Source organism: Acinetobacter sp. ATCC 27244 (assembly GCF_000156555.1).
Lineage (GTDB): Bacteria > Pseudomonadota > Gammaproteobacteria > Pseudomonadales > Moraxellaceae > Acinetobacter > Acinetobacter haemolyticus.
On record NZ_GG665949.1, the window covers coordinates 143,644 to 163,511 of the forward strand.

16 protein-coding genes are annotated in these 19,868 nt (G+C 39.1%); 6 read left to right on the forward strand and 10 right to left on the reverse strand.

Annotated elements, in window-relative coordinates; genetic code table 11:
* Window positions 1–139: 139 nt before the first annotated feature.
* The 8 genes from HMPREF0023_RS00645 to HMPREF0023_RS00680 form a co-directional block, all read right to left on the reverse strand.
* A complete protein-coding gene (locus HMPREF0023_RS00645; protein WP_008940915.1) occupies window positions 140–1,987 on the reverse strand; it encodes a hypothetical protein in 1,848 nt (615 codons plus the stop codon).
* Window positions 1,988–3,238: a glycosyltransferase family 2 protein gene (locus HMPREF0023_RS00650; RefSeq protein ID WP_004638342.1), complete on the reverse strand. Its 1,251-nt coding sequence runs from the start codon at window positions 3,236–3,238 to the stop codon at window positions 1,988–1,990. It abuts the gene before it with no gap.
* A complete protein-coding gene (locus HMPREF0023_RS00655) occupies window positions 3,225–4,130 on the reverse strand; it encodes a hypothetical protein (protein ID WP_008940916.1) in 906 nt (301 codons plus the stop codon). Before HMPREF0023_RS00655 ends, HMPREF0023_RS00650 begins: the two co-directional genes overlap by 14 nt.
* Complete coding sequence (locus HMPREF0023_RS00660) at window positions 4,130–4,879, reverse strand: hypothetical protein (RefSeq protein WP_008940917.1); 750 nt, start codon at window positions 4,877–4,879, stop codon at window positions 4,130–4,132. Before HMPREF0023_RS00660 ends, HMPREF0023_RS00655 begins: the two co-directional genes overlap by 1 nt.
* Before the next feature lie 157 nt (window positions 4,880–5,036).
* Entirely contained in the window at window positions 5,037–6,467 is a 1,431-nt protein-coding gene (gene phrB, locus HMPREF0023_RS00665; RefSeq protein WP_008940918.1) for a deoxyribodipyrimidine photo-lyase, read from the reverse strand.
* 118 nt (window positions 6,468–6,585) lie between these two features.
* On the reverse strand, window positions 6,586–7,068 hold the full coding sequence (locus tag HMPREF0023_RS00670) for an FKBP-type peptidyl-prolyl cis-trans isomerase (protein ID WP_004638347.1): 483 nt from the start codon (window positions 7,066–7,068) through the stop codon (window positions 6,586–6,588).
* 121 nt (window positions 7,069–7,189) lie between these two features.
* Window positions 7,190–8,476, reverse strand: a complete 1,287-nt coding sequence (locus HMPREF0023_RS00675) for an NAD(P)/FAD-dependent oxidoreductase (protein ID WP_008940919.1) — start codon at window positions 8,474–8,476, stop codon at window positions 7,190–7,192.
* Between the two features lie 93 nt (window positions 8,477–8,569).
* Entirely contained in the window at window positions 8,570–9,886 is a 1,317-nt protein-coding gene (locus tag HMPREF0023_RS00680) for a D-alanyl-D-alanine carboxypeptidase PBP6B (RefSeq protein ID WP_017396684.1), read from the reverse strand.
* A gap of 166 nt (window positions 9,887–10,052) precedes the next feature.
* Here HMPREF0023_RS00680 and HMPREF0023_RS00685 point away from each other — a divergent pair, with 166 nt between their 5' ends.
* Window positions 10,053–11,756, forward strand: a complete 1,704-nt coding sequence (locus HMPREF0023_RS00685; protein WP_008940921.1) for a M61 family metallopeptidase — start codon at window positions 10,053–10,055, stop codon at window positions 11,754–11,756.
* A gap of 157 nt (window positions 11,757–11,913) precedes the next feature.
* On the opposite strand, the gene uraH is transcribed toward HMPREF0023_RS00685, so the two are convergent.
* Complete coding sequence (uraH, locus tag HMPREF0023_RS00690) at window positions 11,914–12,312, reverse strand: hydroxyisourate hydrolase (protein ID WP_004638351.1); 399 nt, start codon at window positions 12,310–12,312, stop codon at window positions 11,914–11,916.
* A 477-nt stretch (window positions 12,313–12,789) separates the two neighbouring features.
* Here uraH and HMPREF0023_RS00695 point away from each other — a divergent pair, with 477 nt between their 5' ends.
* Both HMPREF0023_RS00695 and HMPREF0023_RS00700 read left to right on the forward strand, forming a co-directional pair.
* Entirely contained in the window at window positions 12,790–15,021 is a 2,232-nt protein-coding gene (locus tag HMPREF0023_RS00695) for an NADP-dependent isocitrate dehydrogenase (protein ID WP_008940922.1), read from the forward strand.
* A 114-nt stretch (window positions 15,022–15,135) separates the two neighbouring features.
* Window positions 15,136–15,780, forward strand: a complete 645-nt coding sequence (locus HMPREF0023_RS00700) for a hypothetical protein (protein ID WP_005091137.1) — start codon at window positions 15,136–15,138, stop codon at window positions 15,778–15,780.
* A gap of 62 nt (window positions 15,781–15,842) precedes the next feature.
* Here HMPREF0023_RS00700 and HMPREF0023_RS00705 read toward each other — a convergent pair whose 3' ends face one another.
* Entirely contained in the window at window positions 15,843–16,646 is an 804-nt protein-coding gene (locus tag HMPREF0023_RS00705) for an rRNA large subunit pseudouridine synthase E (RefSeq protein ID WP_005091135.1), read from the reverse strand.
* 193 nt (window positions 16,647–16,839) lie between these two features.
* On the opposite strand from HMPREF0023_RS00705, the gene icd reads away from it, so the two are divergent.
* The 3 genes from icd to HMPREF0023_RS00720 all read left to right on the forward strand — a co-directional run bounded on the left by icd (window position 16,840) and on the right by HMPREF0023_RS00720 (window position 19,796).
* Window positions 16,840–18,096, forward strand: a complete 1,257-nt coding sequence (icd, locus tag HMPREF0023_RS00710; RefSeq protein WP_005081826.1) for an NADP-dependent isocitrate dehydrogenase — start codon at window positions 16,840–16,842, stop codon at window positions 18,094–18,096.
* 146 nt (window positions 18,097–18,242) lie between these two features.
* Window positions 18,243–18,752: a hotdog fold domain-containing protein gene (locus HMPREF0023_RS00715; RefSeq protein ID WP_005091134.1), complete on the forward strand. Its 510-nt coding sequence runs from the start codon at window positions 18,243–18,245 to the stop codon at window positions 18,750–18,752.
* Between the two features lie 225 nt (window positions 18,753–18,977).
* Window positions 18,978–19,796 (forward strand): PhzF family phenazine biosynthesis protein, encoded by an 819-nt coding sequence (locus HMPREF0023_RS00720; RefSeq protein WP_008940923.1) that lies wholly within the window; start codon window positions 18,978–18,980, stop codon window positions 19,794–19,796.
* Window positions 19,797–19,868: the final 72 nt, after the last annotated feature.

Below are 19,868 nucleotides of genomic sequence, written 5' to 3' on the forward strand. Positions count from 1 at the left end.
CCTTTGGGTGGGGTGGTAGCTAAATCTGGTTGCCAAAAAATTCCTTCAATATGAGCAGGCTGCATTTCAGATTGAGAAAAATGTATGCAGCCGCCCAAAAAAATATGGTTGAAAAAAGAAAATAATAATGAGTTTGAAATTATTCTGCCTTATTTTTAGCATTCGGTTTTTTTCGCCAGTACCAAAGCAAGATTGCCAGAATCATAATAGCAGAAATGATAAGCACCAAGATAAAGAAAGATGACTGTTGAACCAGAGGTGCTTTTTGATTACCGACAATAATTTTTTGTAAAGTAAAGACTTGACCGTTCTGTGTCACCAAGATTTTACTGGCGTTATTGGGAATATTTTGTTGAATTTTCTCCCAAAACTTCGTGAAGTTTTGAGCGCCATCAATGGAGTCCGTCAAAACATCAAAACGTTGTTCATGAAAACGCACTAAAAAACCCTTAGCCGCAGCAGGTGCATAAACAGTATCTCGATGCATAGAGACTTGCTGGCGATAAATATTAGGATTGACTTGAACATTAATTAATTCGGGCTTTGCAGGATCAAATTTGACGAAATTCAATGGCACTGGATCATTGGTCAGTAGCATTCGTTTTGCTGTTTGACTCAAAATTAGCGCAATTTCTAAGCTACCCGGCTCACCATCGATTGCAATGGTTGGATGTGTGGCAAATGCCATCGATAGTGATGCCACACCGTTTTTGAGTTTATGTGGTAATTTGACCGTGGATTTCTCAGTATCAATCCATAAAGAGCCTTTTGCTGTAGGTAAACATTGTGAGTTTACGATCACAGAATTTTCGAGTTTTAAGTGAAATGATGTGCTATTTGAAATGGTTTTTGCGAAATAGTTAAATTGACGATTTACAGGGTCAGAATCTAATTCTGCAGTTTTCAAACTACCTGCCAATCCACCATCAATCCAAGTGGTGATATTAGAGCCTTCTAATAAGCCACTCTGGACGCGTAACGCAATTTGTCCTTGCAAAATATCTGTAGGTTGCCAAACAGCAGGGAAGTTGAGGAACAGGTTTTTTTCAGCTTGGTTGAGTCGAAAATCACTGATGCCTAAATCCGCCAATGTTTTAATCTGTTTGATTTTTGCCCATGTTGGTGCTGCAAGTTTATCGGGTAGAAACGTGGCAGAAGTATTGAGTTGCTCTAAGTAATTTGGATTGAGTAATCCGTTAATTGCTGAGACTAGTTTTTGAGGATGATCATATTTAATTTGCAAAGTTGGCACATTATTTTCAGAACTAATCTGGACTAAAGTACCCTGAGATAGCGGTGTAGGTGATTTTGAAATTTCAATTAAGAAATCGGCGGCTTGGCCTGCTGGTGGATTTTGTTCATACCATTGCACAGGGGTAACAGATCCCCATGCGTTCATGAGACGACCGAGCATCGATGCTTCATTGACATTGGCAGGGTTGAATTTGAGTACGCCTACGAATGGTGTAGGTCTGACAATTTGTGGATTAAATAAGGCATCGGGCAGATCTTTTAAACGATAGACTGGTCGATGTCGTGCATAGTCAATTTTTGAGTTACTTAAATACGTGACTTGATCAATATCTTCGCTACAGAAGGTTGTACGATCAGCAGCTGGCGAGGTTCGGGGTGAATATTGCTGTAAAATAAAGTCTAAGCGATGAAAACCACTATCAGCAGCGGGAATATTAAATTCCAGTTTACCATCACCATTTAACACAGTGTTATAAATCAACTTATCATCATATTTCACCAGTAAAGTGGTGAAATGTTCAGTCGAATAATCGCTGCTAAAACGAATACTTTGCCACTCAGAACCCTTACCTACATAGAAGTAGTGTGGCTCGATCGTGTATTTGTTTGACGTATTAATATTATCAAATTTCCATGTATTCCAAGAATCTGCTAGAGCAAATACGGGCAAAGAGAGAGTCGCACTTGCTAACAGAATTTTGAAAACAGGATGGTTAAGTCGATTTTTTTTCATTTATTTTCTCTCTTTGCTACGTTCAGTTTTGTACCACTGTAGTGAATTCCCTTGTATCTTATTTTTCAACATGTCGTAGGCTGCTTTAAATACGATGAATAAAAAGATCTGTGAATATGTGATGTAAGATAAAACTGAAAAGAAATAAAGTTGGGGTTTAACTCTTTCAAGTGATAGGGTGAACCACATTTGTGCGACATATAAACAAAATGATAATGCCCATAACACTGTAAATGGTCCAGGTAAGGTGATCCCCGCTATGCCAAGTAAGCCAAGTGTTAGAGTGATATGACTCCAAATCAGCGCAGGTACGAACAGGACATAACACATTATGTTGTTGAAAATTTCGATACCAATTGGAAAAGGTTTTCTTAATGCAATCGGTAGATATTTACTGGTCACATAGAAATTACCTTGAGTCCAACGTGATCGTTGTTTGACAAAAACACTCAGTGATGGCGGGTCTTGTTGCCAACCTACGGCATAAGGTACCCATTTGATTCGCTTTTGCCCTAGAAAGATTCTGAAGCTCATTTCAGTGTCATCAACCAATGATTTTTCATCAAATCCTCCCAATGTTTCTAGTGCATCCCGCCATATGACATAGTTGGTTCCCATCAAGGTCGATAATTCAAAACGTTGCCATCGGCCTCCTTGGAAGATCCATTGAAAGAAAATAAACTCGATGGCAATAAAGCGAGTCAAAATACTATCGCGCCAATTTCGTGTGCGGACTTTGCCATTGACGGCAACCAGTTTTTTATCTGCCAATAAGGTTTGAGCCAATAGTCGAACGCAGTCTGGTTCGGGCGTACTATCGGCATCATAGACAATAATTAACTCACCTTTGGCATGAGGTAGACCATTGTTTAAGGTCCGAGATTTACCTTTACCTCCCATACCTTTCGGGACATTCACAATTTTAATGCACGGATAAATCTCCGCCATGCGTTCAGCGATCTCAAGAGTATTGTCTTTAGAGCCGTCATTGATTAATAACACTTCATAGGCATGTGCAGGGTAGTCTTGTTGCGCAATGGCATGGAGCGTATCTTCAATCACGACACCTTCGTTATAGGCTGGGATCAAGACACTGAGCATTGGCCACTCGGCGGGCACAGGCAAATTTTCTAACTCTTTGGCTGCATTTTTTGAGTATTTCCATGCTTGATAACTTAACCATGCCCAAAAAGCTTGTGGAATCCAAATACCAAGAAAACCAAACAAAAATAGAATATCAATCGCGGGCATTGAGTCTTCTCCTACGAATGATAGAGATGATTAAAATCAAAAGTAATGACCCACCAAGCAACAACGAAATCCAAGAAACAGAACTACCAAAACTACTTAATAAACTAGGAAAATGGGTTGAAAAAAGATAGTCAAATGGAATCACAACAGTACTGATTGCAATTAAGAAATAACCAAATAGATTGGTTTCAACTCCGTCAGGGGTACTGGTGTAATCAACACGACCAAAACGCCATGATATTCCCAATTGGGGATATTCTATGCTGTTCACAGGCAAGTGTGCTGGAGGATTAATTAAAATTTGATAGCCAGAGTTTTGAGCATAGTTATGATTGGCTTGATAAAAGAAGTGCTGATGATGTTGGATCTTACGTGCAGGTATGGGCAGATTTTGTTTATTATCCGATTGAATGATATAGCTACCCGCAGGTTGTGAGATGAGGTTTTCATCCCAGCCTGTTTCAATCAATGTCGCTAATGGTCTCAGACCAATTGCGGTAGAAAATGTGGCTTTGGCAGAAAAGTACTTCGAATGTTCCATGTGAAAGAGCGCGATAGGAATTGCGCCGTCATTGACGGCTTTTTTTATCCGATAGTAGGTTAAAAAACTAAAATACTCATCTGGTAAAATAACGCCTGGTTTTACACCTTTATCAATAAGCTCTTTAAAACTATTCGATTGGAGTTGATCTGCTGTAAAAACGGGCCACCATGTTGCAGGCTGAGAAAAGATCTCTGAAACCATTTCAGAAGATTGAATGTGTGGGCTTGACTCTGATTTTGCAGGTTGAATTGAGCAGTGATAATACTGCTGATAAAATTGTTGTAAAGTCATGTCTGGGTAATGTTCGGTTGCAACCAGCAGACCACAAATATTAAGAAGTACTGACATCAGTGCACCTCTCGGTCTACTTGTGACAGGTATTCTGTATGTTGTTCGACTTTAAGTTTTAAAACATTCAGCTCTTGTAGTTGTTGTAGGAAATGTGGGGTAGGGTGTTGCTCATCCATTTGATTTTCATGAATTACGATACTTTTTATTTCACTCAACTCTTCATTGATGAAATGATAGATAATACTATCACCCTCAGTGGATAAGATCGTCATAATCTTATTTTGAGTTTCTTTCCAAATATCTTCACCAAGCATTTCTCGAATGAGCACGGTGTTCGTAATTTGAATACTGATCACTTCATAATGATTTTTATGAGTCAACTGTAATAGTTTTTTTAGCTGGTCCTGAAAGTGCTTGAGTGCAGTAAGCGGTAAAATATCATGTTGATAATTTCTGTCATAACTTTGAATAGCTCGATAAGAGGCCAAGGCATTTTTAATATTGTGAGGGATCGCACTAAGAAAAACTGGCGCGAGCGGCGCTACAAATAATAGGAGCAGTTGACGCTCGATATAAGTTTGATTGGCGAGATCAAGAAAGAAATAGAACGCAATACCGACAAATGTCACCAAACCAAGTATTAATGCCATACCAATATTTAAGTATGCACCTGCGATGACCAACAATAGCAAGAAAATCCAACTGCCTCGATAAGTTGCTGGCAGCCATTCATAAGCCACTACACCCATGAAGATATGAGCCGAAATGATCCATAAGACGAGTGCGGGAGCAGGATTTTTTTGCATAGTAATTTTAGTTTTAATATTGTCTTTTGTGATAAAAGTAGCACTATTTTATAGTGATTGCGATAGTTTTATGTTGTTGACTTTGTGAAGTAATTTATAGTCAGTAACATGTAGTGTTGTCTATATGTTACTGAGTCGGTTGATAAATAATCCAAATCTATTCTTTAAAAGCGGCGATAGCCCGTGCTCGGCTACTTTTTAAATCAACGATTGGTATTGGATAGTTAAGACTAGAATTCATTTTGTAAGCGTAAGGCTCATGGATGGATTTAGCATCTAAATGAGCAAGTTCGGGAATCCATTGTCGTAAATAGTCGCCATTTGGATCAAATTTTTGTGATTGGCTAATTGGATTAAATATACGGAAATACGGTGCAGCATCGGTACCTGTTGAAGCACACCATTGCCAGCCACCATTGTTTGCAGCTAGATCACCATCTATAAGGTGCTGCATAAACCATTGTTCCCCTTTTCGCCAATCAATCAAAAGATTTTTACTCAGAAACATGGCGCAAATCATACGTACTCGATTGTGCATCCAACCTGTTGCAAGGAGTTGTCGCATACCTGCATCGACGATTGGAATACCGGTATGACCCTGTTGCCATTGTTGCAGCGCAACTGGATCATCACACCAGTTGATTTTTTTGGTTGAAAGCTGAAATGGCAAGTGCTTTGAAACACGTGGGTAGTCGAACAAAATATGCTGATAAAATTCTCGCCAGAGTAGTTCATCCAGCCATGTTTGCTGACCTTCGGATTCAATCACAAAATCGCCGTGCTGTTTACGGAATAATGCCTGTAGACATTGACGGATAGAGAGAGTGCCAATATTTAAATAAGCAGATAGTTGGCTGGTGCCTGCTTGTGCAGGGAAGTCGCGGGCATTTTTATAATCGTCCAATCTGTCATGGATAAATTGATCTAGTAATGTTAATGCATAGGATTCGCCTACTGGCCATTGTTGTGTTAGATGATTAATTTGCTGAGTATATTTAAGTTGTAGCTCTTTGAAATCTTCAAGTGAGGGGTACGGATCGATGTTGATCGGCTGCTGCACGTCAGGTACTGGATAGCATTGGGGTAAGCTTTGTTGCAGACGTTGATAACAGACTTTTTTAAAAGCACTAAAAACTTGATAGGGCTGATGGCTCTGATTACGAATCGATGCTACTGGAAAAAGTGTACGGTCATGAAAAAGTACCAGTTCTTTGTTTTGTTGGTTTAATAATTTTTGTACCTCGTTATCTCGTTTTAGTTCATTAACCCCTAGTTCAATATTGGCATATACCTGCTGAATTGGGATATTTTGCATTAAATCTGCAAAGAGCTGTGTTATATCTTTCCAAAGTGGTAAATGCTGAACAATTAAAGGAATATTGAGAGATTGCAATGCAATTTGTAATTGTTGTAGTTGACGAAGATAGAAGTCGATTTTGATGGGTGCATCATCATGTAGTTGACATTGTTCAGGTGACAAGATCACTAGCGCAACTGTAGGTCCTGTTTGTGTTGCATGCCAAAGGGCGGCATGGTCATGGATTCTGAGATCTTGGCGAAACCAAATCAGTTGATAATCGCTTTGCATAAAGTAAGAACCACTCAATTTATTCGAAGTAAGGTATCTTTCTTATTTTATAAAAGTGAATGTGAAGAAAAAGCAAAGCCGAAGCTTTGCTTTTTAGTCGTGCTAATTCTAAAAAGAATTAGTGGTGGTGACCACCTGCACCGTGTACGTGACCGTGATCTAACTCTTCTTGAGAAGCATCACGAATTTCAACGATTTCTACTTCAAAAGTAAGATCTTGACCAGCAAGTGGGAAGTTTGCATCAACAACAACGTTGTCGCCTTCGATTGCTTTAACAGTTACGATTTGTACACCATCATCAGTTTGCGCTTGGAATTGCATACCAGGTTGAATGTTGTCTACACCTTGGAACATTTGAGCTGGAACTTCTTGAACAAGTTCAGGGTTGTATTCACCGTAACCTTCTGCTGCAGGAACATTTACAGTGAATTTCTCACCTACAGTTTTACCTGTAAGTGCGTTTTCTAAACCAGGAATGATGTTCCCTGCGCCGTGCAAATATGCAAGTGGTTCACCTTGAGATTTATCAAGTGTTTCACCCTCAGCGTTTGTTAAAGTGTAGTGGAATGAAACCACGTGGTTATTTGCAATAGCAGTCATGTTGTTAATCCATTCAAAGAGTTCAGGTGTACATCATAAAGTGAAAAGTCGATTTTGTTGACTATTTTCCACTTTTTGAAACGATTTCGTTATAAATGGGAACGAAATTTATGTTTTCAACTCAGTACAGTTTAATTTTTGGGCGAACACGACGGGTAAGCAAATCTTTCATGGTTAACATTCCTGCCTGTGTATAACCATGAATGTTGGCTTGATGCAGTCGATACAAAGATACATACATCGTTTTGGCAATAAAACCTTGCACACTCACGTCACCCAATAACTCACCTACAGCCTGATTTCGGCTTAATGAAACCAATGAGCCTTTATCATTAAAGACAAACATCGGTTGTGGTGAGTGGTTTAAACGTGCTGCCATCGCATCAACTAAAAAACTCGCTTGCTGGCTGGCAACTTGTGCACGAGGTCCGAGAGGTGGTTGACGTGCATCCAGTTGGCAATGGGCGCAATCTCCAAATGCAAAAACATTCGGATCCGAATAAGTTTGTAAGGTCGCATATACCATTAAACGATTGATTTTATCACGTTTAAAATCATTTAAAGCTTCCAATATCTTAGGTGCTTTAACGCCTGCTGCCCAAACTGTAATATCAGAATGGATGACATTGCCGTTACTAAAATAGACATTGGAATCATCAACTTTTTGCACTTTGTGCTGGGTTAGAATTTCAATTCCCATTTTTTGCAATTGCTTGGCACTATGTGCTGCTGTTTTTTCATTGAGTGCTGGTAATATGCGATCAGAAGCTTCAATTAGGGTAATTTTGACTTGTTTCGGATTGATTTTCTTTAACCCATAGCGATAAAAATTCTTGGTGGTTTCAATCAACTCTGCTGCAAGTTCAACACCTGTTGCACCAGCACCAACAATCCCGATATTTAAAGCACGTTCAGTCGATTGATTTTGTGCCTCAATATAAAGATGAAATAAATCTTGTTGGAAAATATCAGCTTGTTGACGACTGTCTAGGAAATGACAATGTTCGCGTACACCTTCTGTACCAAAGTCATTTGATACAGAGCCAACTGCGATCACCAATGTGTCATAGCTTAAACTTTGAATAGCAGGGGTGTGTTCTTTAGAAAGCTGTGGGGGAGAAAGTGTAATTTGTTTTTGATCTTTATTGACAGCAATCAGGGTACCGAGGACGAACTCAAAATGATGCTTTTCTGCGTGGGCGAAATAATTGGTTTGTTCTTCGTGGGGGTTAAGTGAGCCTGCGGCAATTTCGTGTAGGAGAGGTTTCCAAATGTGGGTGAGGTTCTGATCGACTAAGGTGATTTGGGCTTTTTTATGTTTACCAAAACGTTCGCCTAGTTGTGTTGCAAGTTCTAAACCACCTGCGCCACCACCCACAATCACGATATGATGTAAGGTTTTGCTCATGATTAACCTAATTGTTTTTGTGAAAGGATGGTTGGATTATGCCATCCTTTTTTCAATCTTGTATGGTTAATCTTGAGAAAAATAGTTGGTTTTTTACCCTTGATTTAAAGGATAAAGTTTGGCAGCTTTTGTATCATTTGTTGAGAAGAACGAAAATAAATTAGAAAACCACAACATAATTTTCTGGAAAATATTTGCTTCTTCAATCTGTACTTCATTTTCAATCTGTAGACTACGAAGTAATTGATTATTTTGATAAATAGATACAGTCGCTAAATTCATTGCTTGGGTGAGTGGTGCCGTTAAGCGTTGCTCATTGAGTTCAATATTAACCCGCGTATGCGTGTTTTGGAGTGGCTCAATGATTTTTACACCATTTTGATCCACAACTTGAAGACGTTGGGTCAGTGGATCAAACTGATTTAAATCGATTGGTGTGGCTTGGTCATATAGTGAAGTCGTCACAATTGTTGGTTGCTGTGTCTCAACTTTGAAGATTTTGAGGGTTGAACGAATGACTGGCAACTCAGCGATCAGTTGATGTTTTGGAATCACTTCTTCGTCACGAGTATAAGCATAAGCTAAGTTCATTAACTTGTTCGCAACTTCTGCACGTGTGATGGCATTTGGTGTGCCAAGTACGATGACGATTAAGCGGCGTTTATCAATATGTGGATTTAAAGTTGGGCGTTCTGCTGTTAGAGCCAAGTTATAACCAGCAGCTTTGGTAAAACCTGTTTTTAGACCATCTGCTGTTGGGTCTATTTTTAGAGCAAGATTCGTTGCGCGATGGAAACGTTGGTTGTAACTAAAACTTGGCATTTTTGAATAATAAAGATATTCAGGTGTTTTGGTTACAATCGCTTGTGCTAATAAGCCCAAATCTGCTGCTGTTGAGTAATGATCTGGCATCGTGATACCCGCAGGATTGCTAAAATGAGTATCTTTCATGCCTAAGGCTTGAGCTTCTTGGTTCATACGTATGATGAACTGAGGCACGCTACCCGAAATTTTCTCAGCAAGCGTCAATGCGGCATCATTGGCAGACATGACAATTAAACCTGCTAAAAGTTGATCAACAGAAATCTGCTCACCCTCTTTTAAATACATTTGGGATTCGTCCCACATCACGGTATTTACAACGGAGGTTGCAGTGGTTACGTCCTCTTTGCGTAATTTTCCAGCTTCAATTTCCTTCAATGCCACATATGCCACCATCATTTTTGTCAAAGATGCTGGAGCACGTTGCACATGGCTATTATGCTCGGCGATGATTTGTCCTGATTGTGCATCGACAATAGACCATGCTTGAGCTTCGACAGTTTCAGGGGAGATATTAAGTAAAGTCGCATGTGCAAGATTTGCACAAAATAAACTTAATAAGGTAAAGAGCGATAGGAAAAATTTCACGAGAACACCTTGTGCAGCCAATCCATGGGCATGGAATGCGAAAAAAGCATGCTATGACTTTTTCGTAGAAGAATCTAGCAACTTTTGCTGACATTTAAGACATCTACGCATGAGTTTGTAAAAAAATGCTAAGCTGTCGGAAATTTTTTTATTTTTAGTTTGAACTATGCTGCACTATCAAATTGAATTTGACGATTATCGCCAACATCTTATTCATGTCACGCTTCGTTTTCTTGCAAATCCAAATCAAGAGCTTTGGCTACCGACGTGGATTCCGGGCAGTTATTTAATTCGAGAGTTCTCTAAGCATATTGAATCAGTGAAAGCATCTGATGAAGCAGGGCGTTTGCTCAACATCAAAAAAACAGAGAAGAATCGTTGGCGTTTATTCAATACCGACCATGAGCTGATTACGGTTGAATATGATGTATACGCTTATGATTTATCTGTACGTGGTGCTTATGTTGATCAAACACGACTCTATGTCAATCCAGCCTGTGTTTGTTTGGGACTTCAGGATCAGGAGCAAGCCCCATGTGAAGTTGAGCTGTTTTTGCCAGATGAGTTGAAGCATTTTCAGATTGCTACAGGTTTAACTTCTAAAAGTTTAGTCAAAGGACGTTTCACCTTAAAAGCGGATAATTATGATCAATTGATTGATAGTCCTTTTGAGCTAGCAGAGCAGAGCCGTTTCAGCTTTGAAGCCAACGGGATTCCACATGAGTTTGTGATTTCAGGAAAGCACAATACCAATTTAGAGCGTATGCAAGCAGATATTGAGAAAATCTGTCGAACTGAAATAGAAATGTTTGGTTCCGCGCCATTTCAAAACTATACCTTTATGACGATAGCAACAGGCAATAGCTATGGTGGTTTGGAACATTGCAATAGCACCAGTTTGATTACACCACGGGATGATTTGCCTAAGCTTGACGAAGCTGAAGAACCTTCAAAGGACTATCAACGTTTCTTAGGTTTATGCAGCCATGAATATTTTCACTCATGGTTAGTGAAGTTTATTCGACCAGATAATTTTGCCAATTATGATTTACACAAAGAAGGTTACACCAGCCTATTGTGGATCTTTGAAGGTTTCACTTCCTATTATGATGATTTGATTTTATTACGTAGTGGTGTGATTTCTCAGAAATCGTATTTAGATTTATTGAAAGGGCAAATTGATCGTTATTTGCAAAATCCAGGACGTTTCATTCAAACGGTTTCTGAGTCAAGTTTTGATGCTTGGATTAAATTTTACCGCCAAGATGAAAACTCTAATAATGCGGGTACCAGTTACTATAATAAAGGCAGTTTGGTGGCGCTTTGTTTAGACTTAGGGCTTCGTTTACGTGGTTCTAGCTTAGATGCGTTAATGCGCCGTTTGTACGAAAATACACAGCAGGGTATTCAAGTCAATGAGCGTACAATCTTTGATTTGTGCAAAGCGCTGACAGGTGATGATTGGATTGAGCAGATTAATCACTTGATCAATACCACTGACGAACTGCCATTAGACCAATTATTACCTGAGTTTGGTTTAAGTTACGTGCTTAAAAACGAAAAAGCTTTGCCATTTGGTTTGAAATTAAGCGATAAAGCTGAAGGCGTTGTTGTGCAACAAGTACGTCGTGAAAGTGCTGCAGCCCAAGCAGGTTTATCAGCAAATGATGTCATTATTGCGATTGATGGTGTTAAGGCTTCGGAAAAGCTTCTGGCGAAATATGCAAAACAGCAAGGTACATATACGGTTTATGCTTTCCGCCGAGATGAGCTATTAACATTTGAGTTGAATGGTGGGGAAAATCCATTGACTACAGTTGATTTAAATGTTGAAGACCAAGCGAAACTTGATACTTGGTTAGCATCTTGATCAAAGGATCGTATACACAACTTCCGATGAAGTATTCGTAATTCTATTATTTCAGGAAAATCTAGATTACAGCCTTCAGGTTAGATACATCGTCTAATTTGAAGGCTGCTTTTCTATGATTCAATCTTCGCAAATATATGTATAGATTAGGATGAGGTTAATTACCACGATAAGTTGAATAACCATAAGGGCTAATTAAAAGTGGAATATGGTAATGTTCAAGTTTTCCATCTATAGAGAAAATGACTGGCACTTCTGGAAAAAATGAACTCTGCTTGTGCTGTTCAAACCATTCTCCTGTTTTGAACGTGACTTTATAAATCCCTTTTTGAAGTGGTGAGTCTTTGGGATATAAATCCGTAATACGTCCTTGCTGATTAGTTATATTGTTATTGAGCACTTTCCATTGATTATTTTCTTGTTTTTCCAGAATAACCTTAACCCCAGCAGAAGGGAGCCCATTTTCTAAGTTGAGCACATGTACACTTAGTGGATTTTGAGCAAAGCTAAAAGAAGAAAGAGTCATAGCGACTAATGGGACGAAAACTTTCATCATTTGATCTATCCTGAAATAAAAAAACTAATTTTAATCATTTGGTCAAAAAATAAGTTTAAAAAGTGTAAATAACACTAGAGTCGAATATTCAGATTGATTTCGATCACTTATGATCGGAAGTCGTTCTAAATAAAATGTTGAGCTGAAACTCTCATCAATCTAAGTCTTGAACCCGAACAAATAATATTCGTTTTGTAGTATTTCGTATTGAAATGTCGTTATCTCGATATATTACATTGACTGAGAAGTGATCAGTACTGATACTCTCATGTTTTACTTAAGCTAACCGATTTGCAGGAGATAAAACTCCAACTTGCTACTACTATTTCGTAGCGAAATGTCGTTATCACTGGATATTGCGTTGACTGAGATGCGATCAGGGCTGATACTCTCAGGGTTTTATTTAAGCACATCGGTTCTTAGGGGTTGGGCCACAAGTTCGACCCTCAAAACTCAATCCAACACAAGGGGCTATATATGGCTAGTGGGAAGTCAACAATCATTTACACACTGACTGATGAGGCGCCACTGTTGGCGACCTATTCGCTACTGCCAATCATTGAGACTTTTACTAAGCCTGCAGGCATCGAGATCGTTAAAAGTGATATCTCTGTTGCTGCACGGGTACTTGCAGAGTTTTCGGATTACCTAAATGAAGAACAGAAGGTAACGAATAATCTTGCAGAACTTGGTCGTCGTACTCAGGATCCTGATACAAATATTATCAAACTTCCAAATATCAGTGCTTCTGTAGCGCAGTTAACCTCATGCATAAAAGAGCTGCAGTCTAAGGGCTATGCAATTCCTGATTATCCTGAAAATCCAACAACTGAGGAAGAAAAGGAAATCAAGGCGCGTTATGGTAAATGTCTTGGTTCAGCGGTAAATCCAGTTTTACGCGAAGGTAACTCTGATCGTCGTGCGCCTGCGGCTGTTAAAAACTATGCGAAAAAACACCCGCACTCAATGAGCGAGTGGAAGCAATGGTCACAAACTCACGTTTCTCATATGGATGAAGGCGACTTCTACCACGGTGAAAAGTCGATGACACTTGACCGTGCACGTAATGTAAAAATGGAACTCATCACCAAAAGTGGTGAAACCATCGTGCTTAAGCCAAAAGTTGCGTTACAAGATGGTGAAATCATTGATTCAATGTTCATGAGCAAAAAGGCGCTTTGCGACTTTTATGAAAAAGAACTTGAAGATTGTCGTGAAGCGGGCATTTTGTTCTCTTTACACGTAAAAGCGACCATGATGAAGGTGTCACACCCAATCGTATTTGGTCACTGTGTGAAAATTTACTACAAAGATGCGTTTGAAAAGCACGGCAAATTATTCGATGAGTTAGGCATTAACGTGAATAACGGTATGGCTGGTCTTTATGAAAAGATTGAGACATTGCCGACTTCTTTGCGTGAAGAAATCATCGAAGACTTACATGCTTGCCAAGAGCACCGTCCTGCACTTGCAATGGTTGATTCTGCAAAAGGTATTACCAATTTCCATTCACCAAATGATGTGATTGTGGATGCATCTATGCCTGCAATGATTCGTGGTGGCGGTAAAATGTGGGGTGCTGATGGTAAACCGTACGATTGTAAAGCAGTAATGCCTGAGTCAACGTTCGCACGTATCTACCAAGAAATGATCAATTTCTGTAAGTGGAACGGTAACTTTGATCCACGTACGATGGGTACTGTGCCAAACGTCGGTTTGATGGCGCAAAAGGCAGAAGAATACGGTTCACACGATAAAACGTTTGAAATTGCAGAAGCGGGTGTTGCCAACATCACTGATCTTGAAACAGGTGAAGTGTTGATGTCTCAGAATGTTGAGGAAGGTGATATTTGGCGCATGTGTCAGGTGAAAGACGCTCCAATTCGTGATTGGGTGAAACTTGCAGTAACACGTGCACGTAACTCTGGTATGCCTGCGATTTTCTGGCTTGACCCATACCGCCCACACGAAAATGAACTGATCAAGAAAGTTGAAAAATACTTGAAAGATCATGACACTGAAGGTTTAGATATTCAAATCATGTCGCAAGTACGTGCAATGCGTTATACGCTTGAGCGTGTAGCGCGTGGTTTGGATACGATTTCTGTGACGGGTAATATTCTTCGTGACTACTTAACTGATTTATTCCCAATCATGGAATTGGGTACTTCTGCGAAAATGTTGTCTATCGTGCCGTTAATGGCGGGTGGTGGCATGTATGAAACAGGTGCGGGTGGTTCAGCACCGAAACATGTTCAGCAGTTAGTTGAAGAAAACCACTTACGTTGGGATTCCCTTGGTGAGTTCCTTGCATTGGCTGTGTCTTTAGAAGAACTTGGTATCAAAGAAGACAATAACCGTGCAAAATTGCTTGCCAAAACACTTGATCAAGCGACAGGAAAATTGTTGGATAACGACAAGTCTCCATCACGTCGTACAGGTGAACTTGATAACCGTGGTAGTCATTTCTATTTAGCGTTGTATTGGTCAGAAGCATTAGCTGCTCAAGATGAAGATGCTGAGTTAAAAGCGAAGTTTGCTCCTTTAGCAAAAGCACTCGCTGAAAATGAACAGAAAATTCTTGCTGAATTAAGTGAAGTGCAGGGTAAAGCTGCTGATATTGGTGGTTACTATGCTGTAGACCCTGTGAAGGTAAGTGCTGTAATGCGTCCAAGTGCAACACTTAATGCTACGCTTGAAATAGTTTAAGACAGACTACAGAACTAACAAATTTGTTGGTGAAGTTGAAAAACCGATACGAAAGTATCGGTTTTTTATTAATATGGATCAAATTTTTAGATTGTTTAGGTTTTAAAGTAAAAAATGGAACAGACTCGGGCTGATGCACATTTCTATGCTTTGATAGCTGCTTTTTTCTTGCTCCATCTAGCCTATTTTATGGTTTCGGAATCTACTTTTAGTTTTATTGAAAATCATATTTATCAAAAGAAACAACATTATGTTGAAGCAGATGAGAAAATAAGAGTTTACGTGGAAAAATATCAAGCTAAAAATACGGTATATTATTTTGAAATTTATAATGATGGGGCTTATTTAGGAGATATTTTCTGTGGATCAACTATGATTAAGTTCTGTCGGGAGTGGAGTAATAATCAGTATGGCTTTAAAGTTGAGAATTTAGCATACGAATCACGGGTTAATGATTCTGGTGAGGTGAAGTCGGTTAGAGTTAAATATTTTGATTTAATTAATAATGATAAATATAAAATTATAAATAATAGAGAGTTTTTTTCCCCATCATTCTCAACAATTATTGGTAAGTTAGTGATGAGTCTTATTTTTGCACTCTCTGTAAATTTTTCGATCCTGATTTATTGGTATAAAATTCTTCAAGAAAGACAGGTAAATAAATATAAATCTGATTACTTGATAATTTATGGTTTTCCCTTACTTATGTTTGGTTATTTCATAAAATGCATTTTTGATATTTATTCTTTTGTATTATGAATCTTTAGTTGTTTATTGGATGTTTTAAAGCCCACATTCATGGGCTTTAACTTAATTAGAAATTAACGACCATTACGGCTACGCCCACGCGGCGCTTTGGTATTCGGTCGAGTTGTACCATTGGTCTTGCGACGTGGCTTCTCACTTTCATCCATTTGCCAAATACGCTTGGTACCTGATTTTTTCTTATTCGGGTCTTTCTTGTCACCTTCTTTTTTCTTTTGATGCATAGGCTTGCCGCCAGTCCCGCCGGGTTTCTTTACATAAGAGCGAGAACGGTAAGGCTTGTCCTCAGGCAGGTCTTTAAAATCAGGGAAAAGCAACGGCTCGATTTCAGTTTGTTCGCCTGGTTGTAAACCTAGACGGATCAAATTGATTGAACCAATTTGAGTACGGATAAGACGTAAGGTAGGGAACCCAACAGCGGCAGTCATACGGCGAACTTGACGATTACGACCTTCACAAATTTGCAGTTCTATCCAGCTCGTCGGAATGCTTGCGCGATAGCGAACAGGAGGATCACGATCCCATAACCATTCTGGTTCATCAACTTTCATCGCTTTAGCAGGTAAGGTCATACCATCCGCAAGTTCGACACCATTACGAAGTTGCTCCAAAGCTTCTTCGGTAACATCGCCATCAACTTGGGCTAAATATGTTTTATATTTTTTATTGCTTGGATGAGTGATGAACTGATTTAAACCTCCATGATCGGTCAGAAACATCAAACCTTCAGAGTCTAAATCTAAACGACCTGCAATTCGCAACTCAGGATCTTTGATAAAACTTGAAACCGTTAGATGTGCTTCATCTTCCCGAAACTGTGACAAGACATCATAAGGTTTGTTGAAGACAACTATTTTCATAGAGAAATACTACTTTTGGATTATGGGGTATTTGGTGAATATATGCTTTTATTTTATCGGGAAATGCGGTTATTTCTCATATAAATCAAAAAACATATTGGATTGGATTAAACTAATTCACAGTATAAAAAATAAAGTATGCCATAAGAAGGTATACATTTACTCGCAAGTTACATGAGGGAGAGCCTATACAATGGGTTATCAGAAGATCGTGGTTCCTGCAGATGGCGATAAAATTACCGTAAATGCAGACCTGTCACTGAATGTTCCAAATCATCCAATCATTCCTTTCATCGAAGGCGACGGTATTGGTGTAGATATTACACCAGCAATGAAAGCAGTTGTAGATGCTGCTGTTCTAAAAGCGTACGGTGGCAAACGTTCGATTGAATGGATGGAAGTCTATTGTGGTGAAAAGGCCGATAAGATTTACGGTAATTATATGCCAGAAGAGACATTTGATGCACTACGTGAATTCATTGTTTCGATCAAAGGTCCTTTAACGACACCTGTTGGTGGTGGCATTCGCTCTTTAAATGTTGCCTTGCGTCAAGAACTAGATTTGTATGTATGTGTGCGACCTGTACGCTGGTTTGAGGGCGTTCCTTCACCAGTACAGCATCCTGAATTAACAGATATGGTGATTTTCCGTGAAAACTCGGAAGATATTTATGCTGGGATTGAATGGAAAGCCGATTCTCCTGAAGCGAAGAAAGTGATTAAGTTTCTCAAAGAAGAAATGGGTGTGACCAAAATTCGGTTCCCTGAGGGTTGTGGTATTGGTATCAAACCTGTCTCAAAAGAGGGAACGCAACGTTTGGTTCGAAAAGCAATTCAGTTTGCGATCGATAATGATAAGCCTTCTGTGACTTTGGTGCATAAAGGCAACATCATGAAGTATACCGAAGGTGCGTTTAAAGAGTGGGGCTATGAGCTTGCAATCGAGCGTTTTGGCGGTGAGCTGTTGGATGGTGGTCCTTGGGTTAAAATTAAAAACCCTAAAACGGGAAAAGACATTATTATTAAAGACGTGATTGCTGATGCATTCTTACAACAAATTCTGATGCGTCCAGCCGATTATTCAGTGATTGCGACATTAAATTTGAATGGCGACTATATTTCTGATGCTCTGGCGGCAGAAGTTGGCGGGATAGGTATAGCGCCCGGTGCAAATATTGGTGGTGCGATTGCAGTTTATGAAGCAACACATGGAACTGCACCAAAGTATGCTGGACAAGATAAAGTCAATCCGGGTTCGATTATTCTTTCTGCTGAAATGATGTTACGAGATATGGGCTGGACCGAAGCCGCTGATTTAATTATCAAAGGTGTTTCAGGAGCAATTGCGGCAAAAACCGTAACTTATGATTTTGAGCGTCTAATGCCAAATGCAACCTTATTACGCTGCTCAGAGTTTGGTCGAGCCATTATTGAGCATATGGAAGAGTAAATATCCAGTGAACAAGAGGATGGTGCACCATCCTTTTTATTTTTATGGGTTGTCTTTATTGAGTCTACGTTTATTTGACTTAGACAATGTCGGGCACTCCTGAGAGATGTTATGTTATTTGCTCATTCACCTAATATCATACTCACATGACTAATATAATTACATCGGTTCTCAATCAAGTAAAAAAGAAAGTTACTCATCAAGAAAACTATGTTCTAGCTGCTTATGAATGGTTAAAACCCGTTCCGGGCGGATTAAGACTACTTTCTAAAGTTGTAAGTCGCAAAGCACCATACTTTCAGACAGTTGATCCCATTATTCAGAAATTAGAGCGTAATTATTGCGAAGCAATAATGTCTAAAAATAGAACTGTCGAAAATCATATTGGAACGGTTCATGTGATTGCAATCTGTAATGGTTTAGAGTTTGTGATGGGAGTATTAACAGAAGCATCTATTCCAGCCCATCTTAGATGGTTGCCAAAAGGGATGCAGGTCAACTATGTCGCTAAATCTAATTCAGATATTAAACTGATTGCGCGTGTTGAAGATGAATGGAAAGCTGGTGATCTGAATGTTACGATTGAAGCTTATCGTGAAGACGGAACTATAGTTGTACAAGGTACAATCATGTTATGGGTCACTGAAAAGAAGTAAAACTTCAAAACCCAAACAATACCCAAAATTTGTAAGTTAGAAACTCGTTGAGTCGTGTTAAGACTTTGGGTTTCTAAGTCATAACTTAAAAAAACGATGCTGTTTGCAAATAAAGTTGTTTATCGCTAAAAGTTTAGATGTGTATTGTAAATTTAGAAAAATCTGTATCTATAATTCATCAACCATTTGTTCAAAATAATTGAAAAAGTTTGAGAGTCTAAATTTATGAAAATGTACCAAGTTGATGCTTTTACCAAAGAACTTTTTAAAGGTAATCCAGCGGCTGTAATCGTTGTGAATGAGTGGTTAGATGAAGCGCTGATGCAAAATATTGCTTTAGAAAACAATTTGTCTGAAACTGCTTTTGTCAAAAGACAAGATGATGCGAATTATGAAATTCGTTGGTTTTCGCCAATAGATGAGGTTGCCTTCTGTGGACATGCAACTTTAGCCAGTGCCTTTGTTTTATTTAAAGATTTCACTACTGTAAAGACGATTCAATTTCATGTGAAAGATTTAGGAATTTTTATCGTTACTCAAGATGAAGACGGTAAAATTAAAATGAATTTCCCGATTCGTAGAGCCGAGTTGATCACTGACTACCCACAAGTGTTGCGTGATGGCTTAACGAAACCGTTTAAGGCTGTGTACCTAAATGCTCAGGCGTATATTGTTGAGTACGAAACTGTGCAAGATGTATTGGATGAGCAACCCAATCTGGAAAAGCTAAAGCAGCTTGGCAAAGTGCGTACAGCGATTACTGCCTCTCAACCAGATGTGGCAATTACAGCAAGAGGTGAAGGACAGTTTGATTGTGTGTCACGTTATTTCGCGCCTGCGATTGGCATAGATGAGGATCCGGTGACAGGTTCAATCCATACAGCTATTGTTCCACTTTGGGCAGATAAACTGAATCAAAAGCAATTGGTTGCCTTTCAAGCTTCGAAACGAGGCGGTATTTTAGATTGCGTTATTCAATCTGAAGATCGAATTGAGATTTCGGGCTATGCAAAACTCTATATGCAAGCTGAGCTTAATCTCTAAAATTTACGTAATCTTAAAACAAATAAAGAAAAAAGCTGTTTAATTAAACAGCTTTTTTCAAAACATAACTAT

Excerpts from the sequence above, each read along its gene's own strand:
- HMPREF0023_RS00645 (WP_008940915.1), bottom strand. The coding sequence starts at position 1,987 with ATGAAAAAAAATCGACTTAACCATCCTGTTTTCAAAATTCTGTTAGCA.
- HMPREF0023_RS00650 (WP_004638342.1), bottom strand. The coding sequence starts at position 3,238 with ATGCCCGCGATTGATATTCTATTTTTGTTTGGTTTTCTTGGTATTTGG.
- HMPREF0023_RS00655 (WP_008940916.1), bottom strand. The coding sequence starts at position 4,130 with ATGTCAGTACTTCTTAATATTTGTGGTCTGCTGGTTGCAACCGAACAT.
- HMPREF0023_RS00660 (WP_008940917.1), bottom strand. The coding sequence starts at position 4,879 with ATGCAAAAAAATCCTGCTCCCGCACTCGTCTTATGGATCATTTCGGCT.
- phrB (WP_008940918.1), bottom strand. The coding sequence starts at position 6,467 with ATGCAAAGCGATTATCAACTGATTTGGTTTCGCCAAGATCTCAGAATC.
- HMPREF0023_RS00670 (WP_004638347.1), bottom strand. The coding sequence starts at position 7,068 with ATGACTGCTATTGCAAATAACCACGTGGTTTCATTCCACTACACTTTA.
- HMPREF0023_RS00675 (WP_008940919.1), bottom strand. The coding sequence starts at position 8,476 with ATGAGCAAAACCTTACATCATATCGTGATTGTGGGTGGTGGCGCAGGT.
- HMPREF0023_RS00685 (WP_008940921.1), top strand. The coding sequence starts at position 10,053 with ATGCTGCACTATCAAATTGAATTTGACGATTATCGCCAACATCTTATT.
- uraH (WP_004638351.1), bottom strand. The coding sequence starts at position 12,312 with ATGATGAAAGTTTTCGTCCCATTAGTCGCTATGACTCTTTCTTCTTTT.
- HMPREF0023_RS00695 (WP_008940922.1), top strand. The coding sequence starts at position 12,790 with ATGGCTAGTGGGAAGTCAACAATCATTTACACACTGACTGATGAGGCG.
- HMPREF0023_RS00700 (WP_005091137.1), top strand. The coding sequence starts at position 15,136 with ATGGAACAGACTCGGGCTGATGCACATTTCTATGCTTTGATAGCTGCT.
- HMPREF0023_RS00705 (WP_005091135.1), bottom strand. The coding sequence starts at position 16,646 with ATGAAAATAGTTGTCTTCAACAAACCTTATGATGTCTTGTCACAGTTT.
- icd (WP_005081826.1), top strand. The coding sequence starts at position 16,840 with ATGGGTTATCAGAAGATCGTGGTTCCTGCAGATGGCGATAAAATTACC.
- HMPREF0023_RS00715 (WP_005091134.1), top strand. The coding sequence starts at position 18,243 with ATGACTAATATAATTACATCGGTTCTCAATCAAGTAAAAAAGAAAGTT.
- HMPREF0023_RS00720 (WP_008940923.1), top strand. The coding sequence starts at position 18,978 with ATGAAAATGTACCAAGTTGATGCTTTTACCAAAGAACTTTTTAAAGGT.